General features: G+C 39.0%; 13 protein-coding genes. All 13 read right to left on the bottom strand.

Annotation, left to right across the window (positions count from 1 at the left end; genetic code table 11):
* Positions 1 to 5 precede the first annotated feature (5 nt).
* Positions 6 to 635 carry a 50S ribosomal protein L3 gene (gene rplC / locus C9J37_RS08350; protein ID WP_024364370.1) on the bottom strand — a complete coding sequence of 210 codons (630 nt, stop codon included), beginning with the start codon at positions 633 to 635 and terminating at the stop codon, positions 6 to 8.
* 46 nt (positions 636 to 681) lie between these two features.
* Entirely contained in the window at positions 682 to 990 is a 309-nt protein-coding gene (gene rpsJ, locus C9J37_RS08345) for a 30S ribosomal protein S10 (protein ID WP_004233624.1), read from the bottom strand.
* Between the two features lie 351 nt (positions 991 to 1,341).
* Entirely contained in the window at positions 1,342 to 2,658 is a 1,317-nt protein-coding gene (locus C9J37_RS08340) for a Na+/H+ antiporter family protein (protein ID WP_107894993.1), read from the bottom strand.
* Positions 2,659 to 2,825: 167 nt separating this feature from the next.
* Positions 2,826 to 4,805: an FtsX-like permease family protein gene (locus C9J37_RS08335; RefSeq protein ID WP_107894992.1), complete on the bottom strand. Its 1,980-nt coding sequence runs from the start codon at positions 4,803 to 4,805 to the stop codon at positions 2,826 to 2,828.
* Positions 4,795 to 5,556: an ABC transporter ATP-binding protein gene (locus C9J37_RS08330; protein WP_024364373.1), complete on the bottom strand. Its 762-nt coding sequence runs from the start codon at positions 5,554 to 5,556 to the stop codon at positions 4,795 to 4,797. Before C9J37_RS08330 ends, C9J37_RS08335 begins: the two co-directional genes overlap by 11 nt.
* Positions 5,557 to 5,652: 96 nt before the next feature.
* Positions 5,653 to 6,669: a sensor histidine kinase gene (locus C9J37_RS08325; protein ID WP_107894991.1), complete on the bottom strand. Its 1,017-nt coding sequence runs from the start codon at positions 6,667 to 6,669 to the stop codon at positions 5,653 to 5,655.
* A gap of 6 nt (positions 6,670 to 6,675) precedes the next feature.
* Complete coding sequence (locus C9J37_RS08320; RefSeq protein ID WP_025220844.1) at positions 6,676 to 7,359, bottom strand: response regulator transcription factor; 684 nt, start codon at positions 7,357 to 7,359, stop codon at positions 6,676 to 6,678.
* Positions 7,360 to 7,459: 100 nt separating this feature from the next.
* The gene (tuf, locus tag C9J37_RS08315; protein WP_107894990.1) at positions 7,460 to 8,647 is read right to left on the bottom strand and encodes an elongation factor Tu; all 1,188 of its coding nucleotides are present in this window, start codon (positions 8,645 to 8,647) and stop codon (positions 7,460 to 7,462) included.
* A gap of 135 nt (positions 8,648 to 8,782) precedes the next feature.
* On the bottom strand, positions 8,783 to 10,861 hold the full coding sequence (gene fusA, locus C9J37_RS08310) for an elongation factor G (RefSeq protein ID WP_107894989.1): 2,079 nt from the start codon (positions 10,859 to 10,861) through the stop codon (positions 8,783 to 8,785).
* Positions 10,862 to 10,903: 42 nt separating this feature from the next.
* A complete protein-coding gene (gene rpsG / locus C9J37_RS08305; protein WP_024364378.1) occupies positions 10,904 to 11,374 on the bottom strand; it encodes a 30S ribosomal protein S7 in 471 nt (156 codons plus the stop codon).
* A gap of 149 nt (positions 11,375 to 11,523) precedes the next feature.
* Positions 11,524 to 11,943: a 30S ribosomal protein S12 gene (gene rpsL / locus C9J37_RS08300; RefSeq protein WP_010860613.1), complete on the bottom strand. Its 420-nt coding sequence runs from the start codon at positions 11,941 to 11,943 to the stop codon at positions 11,524 to 11,526.
* A 98-nt stretch (positions 11,944 to 12,041) separates the two neighbouring features.
* Entirely contained in the window at positions 12,042 to 12,290 is a 249-nt protein-coding gene (locus C9J37_RS08295; RefSeq protein ID WP_024364379.1) for a ribosomal L7Ae/L30e/S12e/Gadd45 family protein, read from the bottom strand.
* Positions 12,291 to 12,427: 137 nt separating this feature from the next.
* Positions 12,428 to 16,114: a DNA-directed RNA polymerase subunit beta' gene (gene rpoC / locus C9J37_RS08290; protein WP_107894988.1), complete on the bottom strand. Its 3,687-nt coding sequence runs from the start codon at positions 16,112 to 16,114 to the stop codon at positions 12,428 to 12,430.
* Positions 16,115 to 16,310 lie beyond the last annotated feature (196 nt).

Here is a 16,310-nt window from a genome sequence, read left to right as displayed (position 1 = left end):
AGTGATTAGTTAGCTTTAATTGCAGTTTTAACTGTAACTAGAGCTTTTTTAGAACCAGGAACATTACCTTTAACAAGTAGTAAGTTACGTTCTGCATCAACTTTTACGATTTCTAAGTTTTGGATTGTAACTACTGTGCCACCCATTTGACCAGGTAATTTCTTTTGTTTAAATACGCGGTTCGGAGCAACTGGACCCATTGAACCAGGACGACGGTGGTAACGAGAACCGTGGGCCATAGGACCACGAGATTGTCCGTGGCGTTTAATAACACCTTGGAAACCTTTACCTTTAGTAACACCTGTTACATCAATTACATCGCCTTCTGCGAAAATTTCTACTTTGACTTCTTGACCAACTTCGTATTCTTCAACGTTCACGTTGCGGAATTCACGAATGAAGCGCTTAGGAGCAGTATTCGCTTTTGCTACGTGACCTTGCGCTGGTTTGTTAGAAAGCTTAACACGCTTATCTTCGAAACCAACTTGAATTGCTTCGTAGCCGTCTGTTTCAACAGTTTTCTTTTGAAGAACTACGTTTGGAGTAGCTTCGATAACTGTTACCGGGATTAAATCGCCGTTTTCAGCGAAAACTTGTGTCATACCAATTTTTCTACCTAAGATTCCTTTAGCCATTTGTCACACCTCCTGTAAGTTTTAAAAAGTTATATTGTTTTTACCATTAAAGTTTGATTTCGATATCAACGCCAGATGGTAAATCAAGTTTCATTAACGCATCAACAGTTTGTGGTGTTGGGTTAACGATATCGATCAGACGTTTATGCGTACGCATCTCGAATTGTTCACGAGAGTCTTTGTACTTGTGAACAGCACGTAGAATTGTGTACACAGACTTCTCAGTTGGAAGTGGAATCGGACCTGATACACTTGCACCTGAACGTTTTGCAGTCTCCACAATTTTCTCAGCAGACTGATCTAAAATACGGTGATCATACGCTTTTAAACGAATACGAATCTTTTGTTTTGCCATTATTTTCCCTCCTTCTCGCCTATTTTCTAGACATTCTCCACGAAAATTCTCCAACGCACCGCCATGGCAAAGCGGCCGGGTGTGTCGGCAACCTCTCGTTTCATCGCAGTCAAAGACCAACATTCAACATTATATACAATAAAAAAAGAATAAGCAAGTCTTTTCGCTAAATTCTTTTAAATGTTGTAGATATTCTTTACTACTAATATTTCTCGCTTATTTAAGCCGTTTACTAGTATATATAATTTTCGTTTATTTTGCAACACATAACCTGTGCAATCTACGTTTTCGAACATTTCGAACAATTAACAAAAAAAGCAGTCTCTAAAATTTAGAAACTGCTTCTCAACATTATAGAAAGAATACACAGGCAATCCATCCAAATAGAACAAGTGGAATATTAATAAAGATAAACGTCGGTACACATGTATCCCAAATATGATTATGTTGTCCATCAACATTTAAGCCAGCAGTTGGTCCTAATGTTGAATCTGATGCTGGTGAACCTGCGTCACCTAATGCGCCCGCAGTTCCGATTAAGCACAATATTGCTAAAGGGCTCATTCCTAATCCTTGTGCTAACGGAACAAATAAAGTCGCAATAATCGGCACTGTCGCAAAAGAAGAGCCAATGCCCATTGTGACAACTAATCCAATCACTAGCATAATAAATACCGCCAAACTTCTATTGCCCTCAAGGTATGCCAGTGAGCTTGTAATTAAACTATCTACATCACCGGTTGCATTGATAACGGAGGCGAATCCATTGGCAGCAATCATTACGAAGCCAATGAACGCCATCATTTTCATACCTTCTGATAGAATTTCATCGGCCTCTCTCCATTTAAGAGCACCCGTAAAATACATAATCATGATCCCTGCAAAGGCACCAACAATCATGGAATCTGTGGCGATTTGCGCGATAAGTGAAACAATTAATGCTAGTGCGGTAGAAATGATAACTGTTTTACTGACATTGACATTTAAAGTCGCTGTTTCTACATCTGTATTTTTGTATTTACGTGGTTTGCGATATACATAGAATGCAATCCCTAGTCCTACTAACATACCTAGGATAGGAATAGCCATTGCTACAGGCACATCACTTGCTTGTGCAACCATTCCGGCATTTGTAACTTGCGTTGACACAATTTCTTGGAAGATGGCCCCGAAGCCTGCTGGTACAAAACTATAGGTGCCAATTAAGCCAACCGCAATTAGTGTTGCTATTATTCTACGATCCACTTCAAGCATATTTAAAACCTTTAAAATCGGTGGTATTAGTAAAGGGATAAAGGCAATATGAATTGGAATTAAATTTTGAGAAAAAATGGCCATGATAAAAATAAGCAGAAAAATTAATACTTTTACTAAGCCCTTCCTATTACTTGAACCATTTTTATTTAACACGTTTAACATACCTGCAATGAATAAGTCAGGTATACCTGTCTTCGAAATAGCTATAGCAAATCCACCAAGTAGACCATAACTAAGTGCAATAGTAGCACCTGCCCCTAATCCCTCTGTAAACGACTCGACAGTTGCTTGAATACCCATACCACTTGTTAAGCCCCCTGCAAAGGCTCCTAAAACAAGTGAAAGGACGACATTGATTCGAAGCAAACTTAATATTAACATGACACCTACTGCCACAATTACCGCATTCATAAAGACACTTCACTTTCACACACTAGATTATTAATATGTTAAACTTTAATATTCTGACAAACGAAAGTCAAGCTGTTATGAGATATTTCATTAAATTGGAACTGCAAAAAAACAGCATGACCTGCATGAGATCATACTGTTTTAAGGAGTTTCTTCCTATTTAATAGTTATAATGATTCTCTTATAACTTTTTTATAATAACCAACCGAAAGGACTGCAAAAATTGCATATAAAGCGACGTAACAGCTCATAGCAATCCATAATGGTGTTGTTAATTCTGAACCAAATAAAAACCATCCTGATTTCACTGCAAAATAACTATGAAGTAGACCAATCAGTAAAGGAACACCAAAATTGAACGCTTGTTTCATAAAGATTCCTTTCATGATATCTCGTTCTGAGAAGCCAATCTTTCTTAAAATTGTATAAGCTCCTCGTTCCTCTTCTGCTTCAGACATTTGTTTAAAGTACAGAATGCTACCAGTCGTCATTAAAAATGCTAAGCCTAAAAATGCTGTAGTAAAAATTATTAACCCAAGTGATTCAATATTTCCTTTACGTTCAGCTTCAAATGACTTGATTTTATAGTTTTGCGTATTGCCATCATTATCAAAAATCGTAATGGCATCTGCGCCTGATTCTTCATACAATTTTTCAGCTAGTGCAAGGTCTTTCTTTGACTGTAATGTAATCGAAGTTTGTTTATGCCAAGGGAATAGTTTTGCTTGCGTTGACAATTTTTCAAACAATGCATCAGACACTACAAAAATTGGACCTCCGCCGCCAGACGTTACTGTTCCACCAATAATACTTTCATCATGAATAGCTTTGACATGCAATGTTTCTTTAAGTTTACCTGCTGATACGACTAGATTACGATCCTTTTCTAATGGGAACATCTCCGCCATATAGCCACCATAGTTCGTTAAAATAACATCATTACCCGCAATTGTTGTATTTGGATTTCTACGTTGATAATCCGAAAGTGGAATGGTATAAATCGTGCCTTCCATGTTATAAAATGGACTATCTTTTTGTTCTTCAGCCATTAACTGAGCGATGGTAGCTGTAACCCCTTGTAAACGATATTCAACCTTATCATAAGCGATATTATTTTCCTCTAGTTTCTTTAAAAAATCCTGTCCTTGATCTTCATGCAAAATGTAATCGCCAGGGATTTGACTATAGGCATCCGCTTCTGAAGAATAATACGAAATATATGATAATGTGGTAATCCCAAGTGATACACCCGTTAAAACTGTAATCAGGGTCAATGATTTAGCATTACTTTTCATGCGATGCATAATTGGTGTTAACGCCAATACATCATGGACAGTCAAATGTCCATTTTTCTTTAAACGAACAGTATTCATTATAAACGCTACAGAGAAACGGAAAACTAGGAATGTTCCCCCAATTGTTGTAGCCAAAATAATAATCATATTATTAAATAGATTGCCTGCATTATTAATATCAAATAATTTCGTTGATGCATAGTAGCCATATGCAATGAGTACAAGCCCTAAAAAACCAATAACCATTTGTAATGGGCTGAATCGTTTCACACGCTCATCTGCTTGTTTAGCCGCGCTAAATAAGGATAATAGTGATACACGATGAATCATCCATGTCATTTGGAACAAGACGATAACTAATAAGATAACGAAAACAACAATAGATTGCTGCAATGCTTGAGTACTAAAGGTCATTTTCACAAGCGTCTCTTTTTCAAGGATACGCAATAAAATCATGGCGATTAGGCGGGAGCTAAAGAAACCAACAATTATCCCTACAGCGACAGCTCCTACAAATAATAGAATGCTTTCTAAAGCCAATAAGCGCACAATTAATCCCTTTGTCATTCCTATTAGCTGATACAAGCCAATTTCCTTGCTACGACGCTTCATAAATAAGTGGTTTGCATATAACACGAAAAATAAAATAATAAAGTACAAAATATACGTTGCAGCCTTAAATCCTGCTGATGCTTTGCCACTCTTTTGAACGGAATCGAAAACTTCACCATTATGCTGTAATGTCACAAAAGAAAAATAGAGTGTCACACTAAAAATAAGTGCAAAGAAGTATAAATAATAATGTTTCATATTTTTCTTCATACTTCGAAATACAAGCTTACTAAGACTCATAACCGTCACCGCCTAGCACACTTTGCGTATGCATGATTTCTTGGAAAAACGCCTGTCTTGTTTTATCACCTTTGTATAGTTCACTGTAAATCAGCCCATCTTTTAAAAACAAAACACGTGTACAGAAACTCGCTGCCACCGCATCATGCGTCACCATCATAATTGTCGCTTTCTTGGTTTCATTAATACTTTGCAAATTCTTCAACAGAGCTGTTGCTGATTTCGAATCCAGTGCACCTGTAGGTTCATCTGCAAAGACCATTGATGGATTTGTAATTAATGCACGCGCAGCCGATGTACGTTGCTTTTGACCGCCAGATATTTCATTTGGGTATTTATTTAATATATCTCCAATACCGAGTAAATAAGTAAGCTCTTTGACACGACTTTCTGCTACAGCTTTCGGTAACTTGCTAATCGCTAATGGCAGCAAGATGTTTTCCTTCACTGTCAAAGTGTCCAATAAATTATAATCTTGGAATATAAATCCAAGCTGTTCACGACGGAAATTAGCTAAAGCCTTTTCTTTCATCCCTCGTAAGCTTTGACCATTTATTTCAATGACACCTTCCGTTGCAAAATCAATCGAACACAACACATTTAATAATGTCGTCTTCCCTGAGCCTGACGGACCCATAATGCCAACAAACTCTCCTTCATTCACTTCTAAATCTATACCCTTCAACACCTCTTGTGCCGTCGATTTTTTACCATATACTTTTTTTACTTTACGTCCAATTAAAACTGCCACAGGTTAACGCCCCTTTCTATACTACAAGTGTACCCTGTCTACACGTTCAATTCGTGCGTTTTACATGACAATATAAAAAGGTAGGTGACAATTTCGTCATCTACCTGTTAGTTTGGCATATTCATTTTGTAATGGGAATCGTAGCGTAAAGATTGACCCTTCCCCTACTACTGATTGTACACTAATACGAACGCCAATTTTTTGAGCAATGTTATGTGCTAAATACAAGCCCATACCCGTTGACTGTGCAGATTCTCGACCGGCCGTTCCTGTATACGATTTTTGGAAAATCCGTGGCATATCATCTGTTCTTATTCCAATGCCATTATCCTTAATATGTAACAACGTTGCACCAGATGAATCAACCTCTGTAAAAATAAAGATTTCTGTATTGATAGGGCTATATTTAATAGCATTTGATAGAATTTGTCTTACAATGAACGCTAACCATTTACTATCGGTTAAAACCACTTCTGTTAATTCACCAACATCAAAGCCGATATCCTTTTCTAAGCACCATGCTTGCATTGCACGGATTTCTTTATAAACAACCGTGCGCAGTTCTATTTCAGTTAAAAAATTATCCTTTTCAATCGTTGCAAGGCGTGTTTGGTGTAATTGCTGATCGACAAGTAGATGCAACCTTAACCATTCGGTCTCTAGTTTCCTCCGCAAGGTTGAATCTTCAATACGATCTAACATTAAATTTATCGTTGTTAAAGGCGCTTTCACTTCATGCACCCATGCTAGCAGCTCATCTGTATACTCCTGTAACTGCACCTTCGCATGATTCAACTCTGCATCCTTATCATAAAAGACGTCTTCAATTTTTCTGTAGTATGTCTCCTGAAAAGGTGATAAAGCTAAACTTCTAGTATGAGCATCATCCAGCCTGCTATCTACATTTCCCAGGAAATCTTTCAATTGACCAATTTCCTTTGTATACCGCCATAATAAAAAAATGAAAAACGCCACAATCATATTCATATTGACATACCAAATGGAGATGCCAACTAAACCAACGTCCAAAGAAAATAATATGTTAAGTACGATAAGAAGAAAGACAAAAAAGCCAATCCATGCTAGACGTTCTCTTATAAATAAAAATAGCATCCTCACTCACGTCACCTGCGTCACCGCTATATAGCCGAGCCCCTTTTTTGTCACAATAACTTCCTGTAAGCCGATATCCTCTAGCTTAGCACGTAATCGATTAACATTGACTGATAATGTATTATCATTCACAAAGCGCTCATCGTCCCATAGTTTTCTCATTAAGTCCTCTCTAGAAACGATATGATTAGCCTTTTCCAATAAAACTCGTAAAATAAACAGTTCATTTTTAGTTAACGAAACAAGCTGCCCATTATACATAATCTCACTACGCGCGTAATCCAAAACAGCCCCATTGAAACGCGTCACATCCATTGTTTCTTCAACATAGTCATAAGTACGGCGTAAAATAGCTTGAACCTTTGCAAGTAACACCTCCATATGGAAGGGTTTTTGTATAAAATCATCGGCACCCATTTGCATCGCCATTACCATATCCATTGGATGATCTCGTGAAGATAGAAAGAGGATTGGCACCTTTGAAATATGTCGTATTTCACGGCACCAATGAAAGCCATCATATGCCGGTAGTTGAATATCTATTAAAACTAGCTGTGGCTTCTCTTCGATAAAATCATCCATCACCTTTTGAAAATCAGTTGGACCTACAACGCGTAATGACCATTGCAAAAAGCGCTCTTCAATCATTGCAAAAATTGATGGATCATCTTCTATCAATAAAACCTTCATTTCCATAAACAGACGCTCCTTTCACTTTTATATTTTAACATAAAAAACCAATCTGTAAGCGTCCCTACAGATTGGTTTTAAAATTAGCCTAAGCTAAAAATTATTTTTGGATAGAAGCAACTACGCCAGCGCCTACAGTACGGCCACCCTCACGGATAGAGAATTTAGTACCTTCTTCAAGAGCGATTGGAGCGATAAGTTCTACTGTCATTTCGATGTTATCGCCAGGCATTACCATTTCAACGCCTTCTGGTAAGTTACAGATACCTGTTACGTCAGTTGTACGGAAGTAGAACTGAGGACGGTAGTTAGAGAAGAATGGAGTATGACGGCCACCCTCTTCTTTTGATAAAACGTAAACTTCAGCTTTGAAGTTTGTGTGTGGAGTGATTGAGCCTGGTTTAGCTAATACTTGACCACGTTGGATTTCTTCACGAGCTACACCACGAAGTAAAGCACCGATGTTGTCACCAGCTTCAGCGTAGTCTAATAATTTACGGAACATTTCAACGCCAGTTACAGTTGTAGATTTAGCTTCTTCAGCGATACCTACGATTTCAACTACGTCACCAACTTTAACTTGACCACGTTCAACACGGCCAGTTGCAACTGTACCACGACCAGTGATAGAGAATACGTCCTCTACTGGCATCATGAATGGTTTGTCAGTTTGACGTTCTGGAGTTGGGATGTAAGAATCTACAGCGTCCATTAATTCAACGATTTTTTCTTCCCATTCTGGTTCACCTTCAAGAGCTTTAAGAGCAGAACCTTTGATTACTGGGATATCGTCGCCTGGGAAGTCATATTCAGATAGTAGGTCACGGATTTCCATTTCTACTAATTCTAATAATTCTTCGTCGTCTACCATATCACATTTGTTCATGAATACTACTAAGTATGGAACACCTACTTGACGAGATAAAAGGATGTGTTCACGAGTTTGTGGCATTGGACCGTCAGCAGCAGATACTACTAAGATACCGCCGTCCATTTGAGCAGCACCAGTGATCATGTTTTTAACATAGTCAGCGTGTCCTGGGCAGTCAACGTGTGCATAGTGACGAGTTTCTGTTTCGTATTCTACGTGAGAAGTATTGATTGTGATACCACGTTCTTTTTCTTCTGGTGCGTTGTCGATGTCAGCGTAAGATTTAGCTGTACCACCCATTTTTTTAGAAAGAACTGTAGCGATTGCAGCAGTTAAAGTTGTTTTACCATGGTCAACGTGTCCGATTGTACCAATGTTAGCATGCGTTTTTGAACGGTCAAATTTTTCTTTAGCCATTAGAGATTGCCTCCTCGAAATTGTATGTTTTATTTGAAAATTTATAGAATGAATGCTGATAGAGAACGGGCCCATCCTCTATCCTGCAATCATAGCTTACAAATTAGTTATACTTTATGCAAGATGAAAATTCAATTATTCACCTTTATTTTTTTTGATGATGTCAGCAGCAATTGATTTTGGTACTTCTTCATAATGATCAAATGTCATTGAGAATACACCGCGACCTTGAGTTGCTGAACGAAGAGTTGTTGCGTAACCAAACATTTCCGAAAGTGGAACCATTGCACGAACAACTTGAGAGTTACCGCGAGCATCCATACCCTCAACGCGTCCGCGACGAGAAGTGATGTTACCCATGATATCACCAAGGTACTCTTCTGGAATTACAACTTCTACTTTCATCATTGGTTCTAAAATTACAGCATCACATTGTTTAGCTGCTTCTTTAAGAGCCATAGAAGCTGCGATTTTAAACGCCATCTCATTCGAGTCAACGTCATGGTAAGAACCGAATACTAATTTCGCTTTAATGTCGATTAGTGGGTAACCAGCTACTACACCGCGTTCAAGAGAGTCACGAAGACCAGCTTCAACTGCAGGGATGTATTCACGTGGAACTACACCACCAACGATAGCGTTTTCGAATTCGAAGCCTTTACCTTCTTCATTTGGAGAGAACTCAATCGTTACGTCACCGTATTGTCCACGACCACCAGATTGGCGAGTGAATTTACCTTGAACTTTTGCAGAGCTACGGAATGTTTCACGGTAAGATACCATTGGAGCACCTACGTTAGCTTCTACTTTAAATTCACGGCGCATACGGTCAACTAAGATATCAAGGTGAAGCTCACCCATACCTGAGATGATTGTTTGTCCAGTTTCTGTGTCAGTGTGAGCACGGAAAGTTGGATCCTCTTCTTGAAGTTTTTGTAAAGCTTGACCCATTTTGTCTTGGTCAGCTTTTGATTTTGGTTCTACAGAAAGAGAAATTACTGGTTCTGGGAATTCCATTGATTCAAGAATAACTAGGTTTTTCTCGTCACATAGAGTATCACCAGTAGTAGTATCTTTAAGACCTACTGCTGCAGCGATGTCCCCAGCGAACACTTTAGAAATCTCTTCACGAGAGTTAGCGTGCATTTGTAGGATACGACCTACACGTTCACGTTTACCTTTAGAAGAGTTTTGTACGTATGAACCTGCATCTAATGTTCCAGAGTACACACGGAAGAAAGTTAATTTACCTACGAATGGGTCAGTCATAACTTTGAATGCAAGAGCTGAGAATGGCTCGTCATCAGAAGATTTACGTTCTAACTCTTCGTCACCATCAACTGAAGTACCTTTGATTGCTGGTACATCAACTGGAGATGGTAAGTAATCGATAACTGCATTTAACATTGGGCGTACGCCTTTGTGTTTGAATGCTGTACCACAGATTACTGGGTAGAATTCTACTGCGATTGTAGCACGACGGATAGCCGCTTTAAGCTCAGCAACAGTGATTTCTTCGCCTTCTAAATATTTTTCCATGATTTCTTCATCAACACTTGCAACAGCGTCGATTAATTTTTCACGGTATTCTTCAGCGATTTCGCGGTGTTCTTCAGGAATTTCACCTTCAGTTACTGCAGTACCTTTTTCATCGCCGTAGAAAGTTGCTTTCATTTCAACTAAGTCAATGATAGCAGAGAACTGATCTTCAGCTCCGATAGGTAATTGGATTGGGTGAGCGTTAGCTTGTAAACGTTCGTGTAGAGTACCTACTGAATACAAGAAGTCTGCACCTGTTTTATCCATTTTGTTAATGAATACGATACGTGGAACACCGTAAGTTGTAGCTTGACGCCATACAGTTTCTGTTTGAGGCTCAACACCAGATTGAGCATCTAGTACTGTTACAGCACCATCAAGTACGCGTAAAGAACGTTCTACTTCTACAGTGAAGTCTACGTGTCCAGGAGTATCGATGATGTTTACACGGTGGCCTGCCCATTGAGCTGTTGTTGCAGCAGAAGTGATTGTAATACCACGTTCTTGCTCTTGCTCCATCCAGTCCATTTGAGAAGCGCCTTCATGAGTTTCACCGATTTTGTGAATCTTACCTGTGTAATAAAGGATACGCTCAGTTGTTGTTGTTTTACCAGCATCAATGTGAGCCATGATCCCAATATTACGAGTATTCTCTAGAGAGAATTCGCGTTTCATTAGGTATTTCTCCTTCCATATTGGGCTTATGCTATGTTTAGATTACCAACGGTAGTGAGCGAATGCTTTGTTCGCTTCTGCCATTTTGTGCATATCTTCACGTTTCTTAACTGATGCACCAGTGTTGTTAGAAGCATCTAGAATTTCGTTAGCTAAACGCTCTTCCATAGTTTTTTCACCACGAAGACGAGAATAGTTAACTAGGTAACGAAGACCTAAAGTTGTACGACGTTCTGGACGTACTTCAACTGGCACTTGGTAGTTAGAACCACCAACACGGCGAGCGCGTACTTCAAGAACTGGCATTACGTTGTTTAGAGCAGCTTCGAATACTTCAATTGGATTTTCACCAGAACGTTCTTTAACTAGTTCGAACGCACCGTATAAAATCTTTTGAGAAGTACCTCTTTTACCATCAACCATCATTTTATTGATTAAACGAGTTACTAGTTTCGAATTATAAATTGGATCTGGTAACACGTCACGTTTGGAAACAGGACCTTTACGAGGCATGTGTTTTCCTCCTTTCGAATAATTATCGATTTTTTTTATAAACTTCGCCTAAAATGTCGTTATCACTAAATTTCCACATCAGCTAGCATGATTGGAAATCGGTAATACCAACATCAGGCTCGTTATTTATTAACACTTAGCGTGCTAAATTATTTTTTTTCTTTAGGGCGTTTTGTTCCGTATTTAGAACGTGATTGTAAACGACCGTTTACACCAGCTGTATCAAGAGCACCACGTACGATATGGTAACGAACACCCGCTAAGTCTTTTACGCGTCCGCCACGGATAAGAACAACACTGTGCTCTTGTAAGTTGTGGCCTTCACCTGGGATATAAGCTGTAACCTCAATTTGGTTAGTTAAACGCACACGAGCGTATTTACGTAACGCTGAGTTTGGTTTACGAGGTGTCATTGTACCTACACGAGTACAAACACCACGTTTTTGAGGAGACTTAACATCAGTTAAAGATTTTTTAAATGAGTTATATCCTTTGTTTAACGCTGGTGATTTTGATTTCGTGATTTTAGATTGACGAGGCTTACGTACTAATTGGTTAATTGTAGGCATCGGTTTTTCCTCCCTTCATTCATTCACTATTAATACCACACATCCAGGTGGTTCATTTTTTGGGTAAAAACAAAGTCTTTGTGTTTTATACACAAAAACTAATCTACAGCAATAGCAACTACCGCAGCTCCAACATGGATTCCACAGGCTTTGCCCAGTTCCTTTTTGGACTCGACAAGAATAACTGGTATACCGATTTCTCTCGCGAAAGATATGGCCGAATCGGTTACCCAATTGTCTGCATCAAGTGCCACAAAAAGCTCTTTCACTAAACCAGCTTGCATTGCTTTTACTGCTTGCTTTGTACCAATGATTGTTTGACTAGCCCTTACTTTATCATAAGACATTTTCATATCCTCCGAAGTACAGACAGTTAACTATCAACCTTCAATATATTATCATTATCAATTTCTACTGTCAACTAATATCTTTAAAAAGTCCGAAGAGATGCACTTTCGTCATCTCTTCGGAGCTTTCATTTAAGTTATTCAGCAGAAACTAGATCTTCTGCGTCAAGCTCATCTTTTTCAATGCGGATTTGACGGTAACGTTGCATACCAGTACCTGCAGGAACAAGTTTACCGATAATTACGTTCTCTTTTAATCCTAGAAGTTCATCACGTTTACCTTTAATTGCAGCATCCGTTAACACACGAGTTGTTTCTTGGAATGATGCAGCAGATAAGAATGATTCTGTTTCTAATGAAGCTTTTGTAATACCTAGAATTACAGGGCGACATGTTGCAGGATTTTTGCCGTTTAGCACAGCATCTGCATTTGCCTCTGAGAATTGGTGGATATCTAATAATGAGCCTGGTAATAATTCTGTATCACCAGCTTCAATTACGCGCACTTTACGAAGCATTTGGCGTACCATTACTTCGATGTGTTTGTCTCCAATTTCTACCCCTTGCATACGGTAAACTTTTTGTACTTCTTTTAGTAAATATTCTTGAACTGTTGAAACGTCTTTTACTTTTAATAATTGTTTTGGATCGATAGAACCTTCTGTTAATACTTGACCACGTTCGATTGCGTCACCTTCGATGACTTTTAGACGTGCATTATAAGGCGCTTGGTATTTACGAGTTTCTACATCACCTTGAACGGTAATTTCTTTTAGACCTTCACGGATTTCAGTAATATCTGATACCGTACCAGCAATCTCAGAAATAACAGATTGACCTTTTGGATTACGTGCTTCGAAAATCTCTTGGATACGTGGAAGACCTTGTGTAATATCGTCTCCGGCTACCCCGCCTGTATGGAATGTACGCATTGTTAACTGAGTACCTGGTTCACCGATTGATTGAGCCGCAATAATACCAACTGCTTCCCCAACTTCTACTTTTTCACCAGTTGCTAAGTTCATGCCGTAACATTTTTTACATACACCATGTTTTGTATTACATGTAAATGCAGAACGGATTGTTACTTCTTCGATACCAGCTTCCGTAATAATACGCGCGATATCTTGGTCGATTAAGCCGTCTTTTTCTAAAATAACATCGCCTGTTTCTGGATGGAAAATCGTTTTCTTCGTATGACGACCAACAATACGTTCGTCTAACGCTTCGATTAGTTCTGTACCTTCCATTAACGCTCCGATTGTTAAGCCACGGTCTGTTCCACAGTCATCTTCACGTACAATGACATCTTGTGCAACGTCTACAAGACGACGTGTTAAGTAACCTGAATCGGCAGTTTTTAGGGCTGTATCGGCAAGACCTTTACGCGCACCATGTGTTGAGATGAAGTATTCCAATACTGTTAAACCTTCACGGAATGAAGACTTGATTGGAAGTTCGATAATACGACCAGCCGGGTTGGCCATCAGACCACGCATACCTGCTAACTGTGTAAAGTTAGATGCGTTACCACGGGCACCTGAGTCAGACATCATGAAGATTGGGTTTGTTTTCTCAAGCGACTTCATCAGTTTTGATTGAATTTCATCTTTCGCCGCACTCCAGCTAGAGATAACACGGTCATAACGCTCTTCTTCTGTGATGAAACCACGACGGAATTGCGCTTGAACTTTATCTACTTTCTCTTGTGCTATTGCTAAGATGTCACCTTTATCTGGTAATACCACGATGTCAGATACACCAACAGTGATACCAGCGCGAGTTGAATATTTGAAACCTAAGTTTTTCATACGGTCAAGCATTTTAGATGTTTCAGTAATGTGGAAACGTTTGAACACTTCTGCAATGATATTTCCTAAGAATTTCTTGCGGAATGGGTTTACAACAGGTACAGATGCAAAGTATTTGCGCAGTACCGCTGAACGTTGTGCGTCAACTTTACCTTTTTCATCTAATTGGTTGTAAGCAGCATCTGCTTCAAGCTCTGCTAGAGTCTCTTCGTCAATTGTTAAGTTTACGAAGTATTTATCTGGTGTTACTTGCTCTAAGTTGAAATCAGTCGGTTCGTTAATGAACGGGAATGATTCAGGCAAGATTTCGTTAAAGATTACTTTACCAACCGTTGTTAGTAAGAACATATTATTTTGTTCTTCTGTAAACGTTGGATTGTGCAGTGAACTTGCTTTGATTGCGATACGACTATGCAAGTGAACATGGCCAGTATCATATGCGATTAGCACTTCGTTTGGTCCATAGAAAATCGAACCTTCACCACGAGCATCTTCACGCTCAAGCGTTAAATAATAGTTACCTAATACCATGTCTTGAGATGGTGTAACAACTGGTTTACCATCTTTCGGGTTTAGGATGTTTTGTGCAGCAAGCATTAGAAGGCGAGCTTCAGCTTGCGCCTCTGCTGATAATGGTACGTGAACCGCCATTTGGTCACCATCGAAGTCAGCGTTGTAAGCTGTACATACTAACGGGTGAAGACGAATTGCACGACCTTCAACTAGTGTTGGTTCAAATGCTTGGATACCAAGACGGTGAAGTGTCGGTGCACGGTTTAATAGTACCGGATGCTCACGGATAACATCTTCTAAAACGTCCCATACGTCGTTGTTTAAACGTTCGATTTTACGTTTAGCAGATTTAATATTATGTGCAAGACCACGTTCTACTAATTCTTTCATAACGAAAGGTTTAAAGAGCTCAATCGCCATTTCCTTCGGTAGACCACATTGGTACATTTTTAAGTTTGGACCTACTACGATAACGGAACGACCAGAATAGTCAACACGTTTACCAAGTAAGTTTTGACGGAAACGACCTTGTTTCCCTTTCAACATATGAGAAAGTGATTTTAACGGACGGTTACCTGGTCCTGTTACCGGACGACCACGACGACCGTTATCGATTAATGCATCAACAGCTTCTTGTAACATACGTTTTTCGTTTTGCACTATAATGCTTGGTGCGCCAAGATCTAATAAACGTTTTAAACGGTTATTACGGTTAATTACACGACGATATAAATCGTTTAAGTCAGAAGTTGCAAAACGACCACCATCTAGTTGAACCATTGGACGAAGCTCCGGTGGAATAACAGGTAGTACATCTAAAATCATCCACTCTGGAGAGTTACCTGAGTTACGGAATGACTCTACCACTTCAAGACGTTTAATCGCACGTGTACGGCGTTGACCTTGTGCAGATTTTAACTCTTCTTTTAAAGAATGGGTTTCATCTTCAAGATCGATTTTACCAAGAAGCTTTTTAATGGCTTCTGCACCCATTGCAGCTTCGAATGTGTTACCGAATTTTTCGCGATATGCACGATACTCTTTTTCAGAAAGTAATTGTTTACTTTCTAAGTTTGTAGCACCTGGTTCGATAACAACGTAAGATGCGAAGTAAATTACTTCTTCTAAAGCACGTGGAGACATATCTAAGATAAGACCCATACGGCTTGGAATACCTTTGAAGTACCAAATATGAGAAACTGGGGCTGCTAATTCGATATGACCCATACGTTCACGTCGAACTTTTGCACGTGTTACTTCAACACCACAACGGTCACAAACTACGCCTTTATAACGAACGCGTTTGTATTTACCACAGTGACATTCCCAGTCTTTCGTAGGACCGAAAATACGTTCGCAGAATAAACCATCTTTTTCTGGTTTTAATGTACGATAGTTAATTGTTTCTGGTTTTTTTACTTCACCATATGACCAAGAACGAATCTTGTCAGGGGAAGCTAAACCAATTTTCATATATTCAAATTCATTAACGTCTATCAAGGAGCCTACCTCCCTCTAGTTATAGGTCTTTATAAAGACTCTTTTACGCAGCTCGACAATCGTTTGCCAAAATATCTTTTGACAAAAGATTAAAAATAGATTGTTTTCATTCGTAAAGAAAGTCGGGCAGGGCGTTAAATCCTGCCCGACTAATTTGAAAAATAAGTTTGACCATATTCACACGAATGTGAACTTA

It is taken from the genome of Lysinibacillus mangiferihumi, assembly GCF_003049665.1.
GTDB lineage: Bacteria > Bacillota > Bacilli > Bacillales_A > Planococcaceae > Lysinibacillus > Lysinibacillus mangiferihumi.
Note: the sequence above shows the minus strand (reverse complement) of the source record. Positions and strands in the feature narration are given on the sequence as shown.

Coding starts and splice junctions, on each gene's coding strand:
- rplC (WP_024364370.1), bottom strand. CDS start 635: ATGGCTAAAGGAATCTTAGGTAGAAAAATTGGTATGACACAAGTTTTC.
- rpsJ (WP_004233624.1), bottom strand. CDS start 990: ATGGCAAAACAAAAGATTCGTATTCGTTTAAAAGCGTATGATCACCGT.
- C9J37_RS08340 (WP_107894993.1), bottom strand. CDS start 2,658: ATGAATGCGGTAATTGTGGCAGTAGGTGTCATGTTAATATTAAGTTTG.
- C9J37_RS08335 (WP_107894992.1), bottom strand. CDS start 4,805: ATGAGTCTTAGTAAGCTTGTATTTCGAAGTATGAAGAAAAATATGAAA.
- C9J37_RS08325 (WP_107894991.1), bottom strand. CDS start 6,669: ATGCTATTTTTATTTATAAGAGAACGTCTAGCATGGATTGGCTTTTTT.
- C9J37_RS08320 (WP_025220844.1), bottom strand. CDS start 7,359: ATGAAGGTTTTATTGATAGAAGATGATCCATCAATTTTTGCAATGATT.
- tuf (WP_107894990.1), bottom strand. CDS start 8,647: ATGGCTAAAGAAAAATTTGACCGTTCAAAAACGCATGCTAACATTGGT.
- fusA (WP_107894989.1), bottom strand. CDS start 10,861: ATGAAACGCGAATTCTCTCTAGAGAATACTCGTAATATTGGGATCATG.
- rpsG (WP_024364378.1), bottom strand. CDS start 11,374: ATGCCTCGTAAAGGTCCTGTTTCCAAACGTGACGTGTTACCAGATCCA.
- rpsL (WP_010860613.1), bottom strand. CDS start 11,943: ATGCCTACAATTAACCAATTAGTACGTAAGCCTCGTCAATCTAAAATC.
- C9J37_RS08295 (WP_024364379.1), bottom strand. CDS start 12,290: ATGTCTTATGATAAAGTAAGGGCTAGTCAAACAATCATTGGTACAAAG.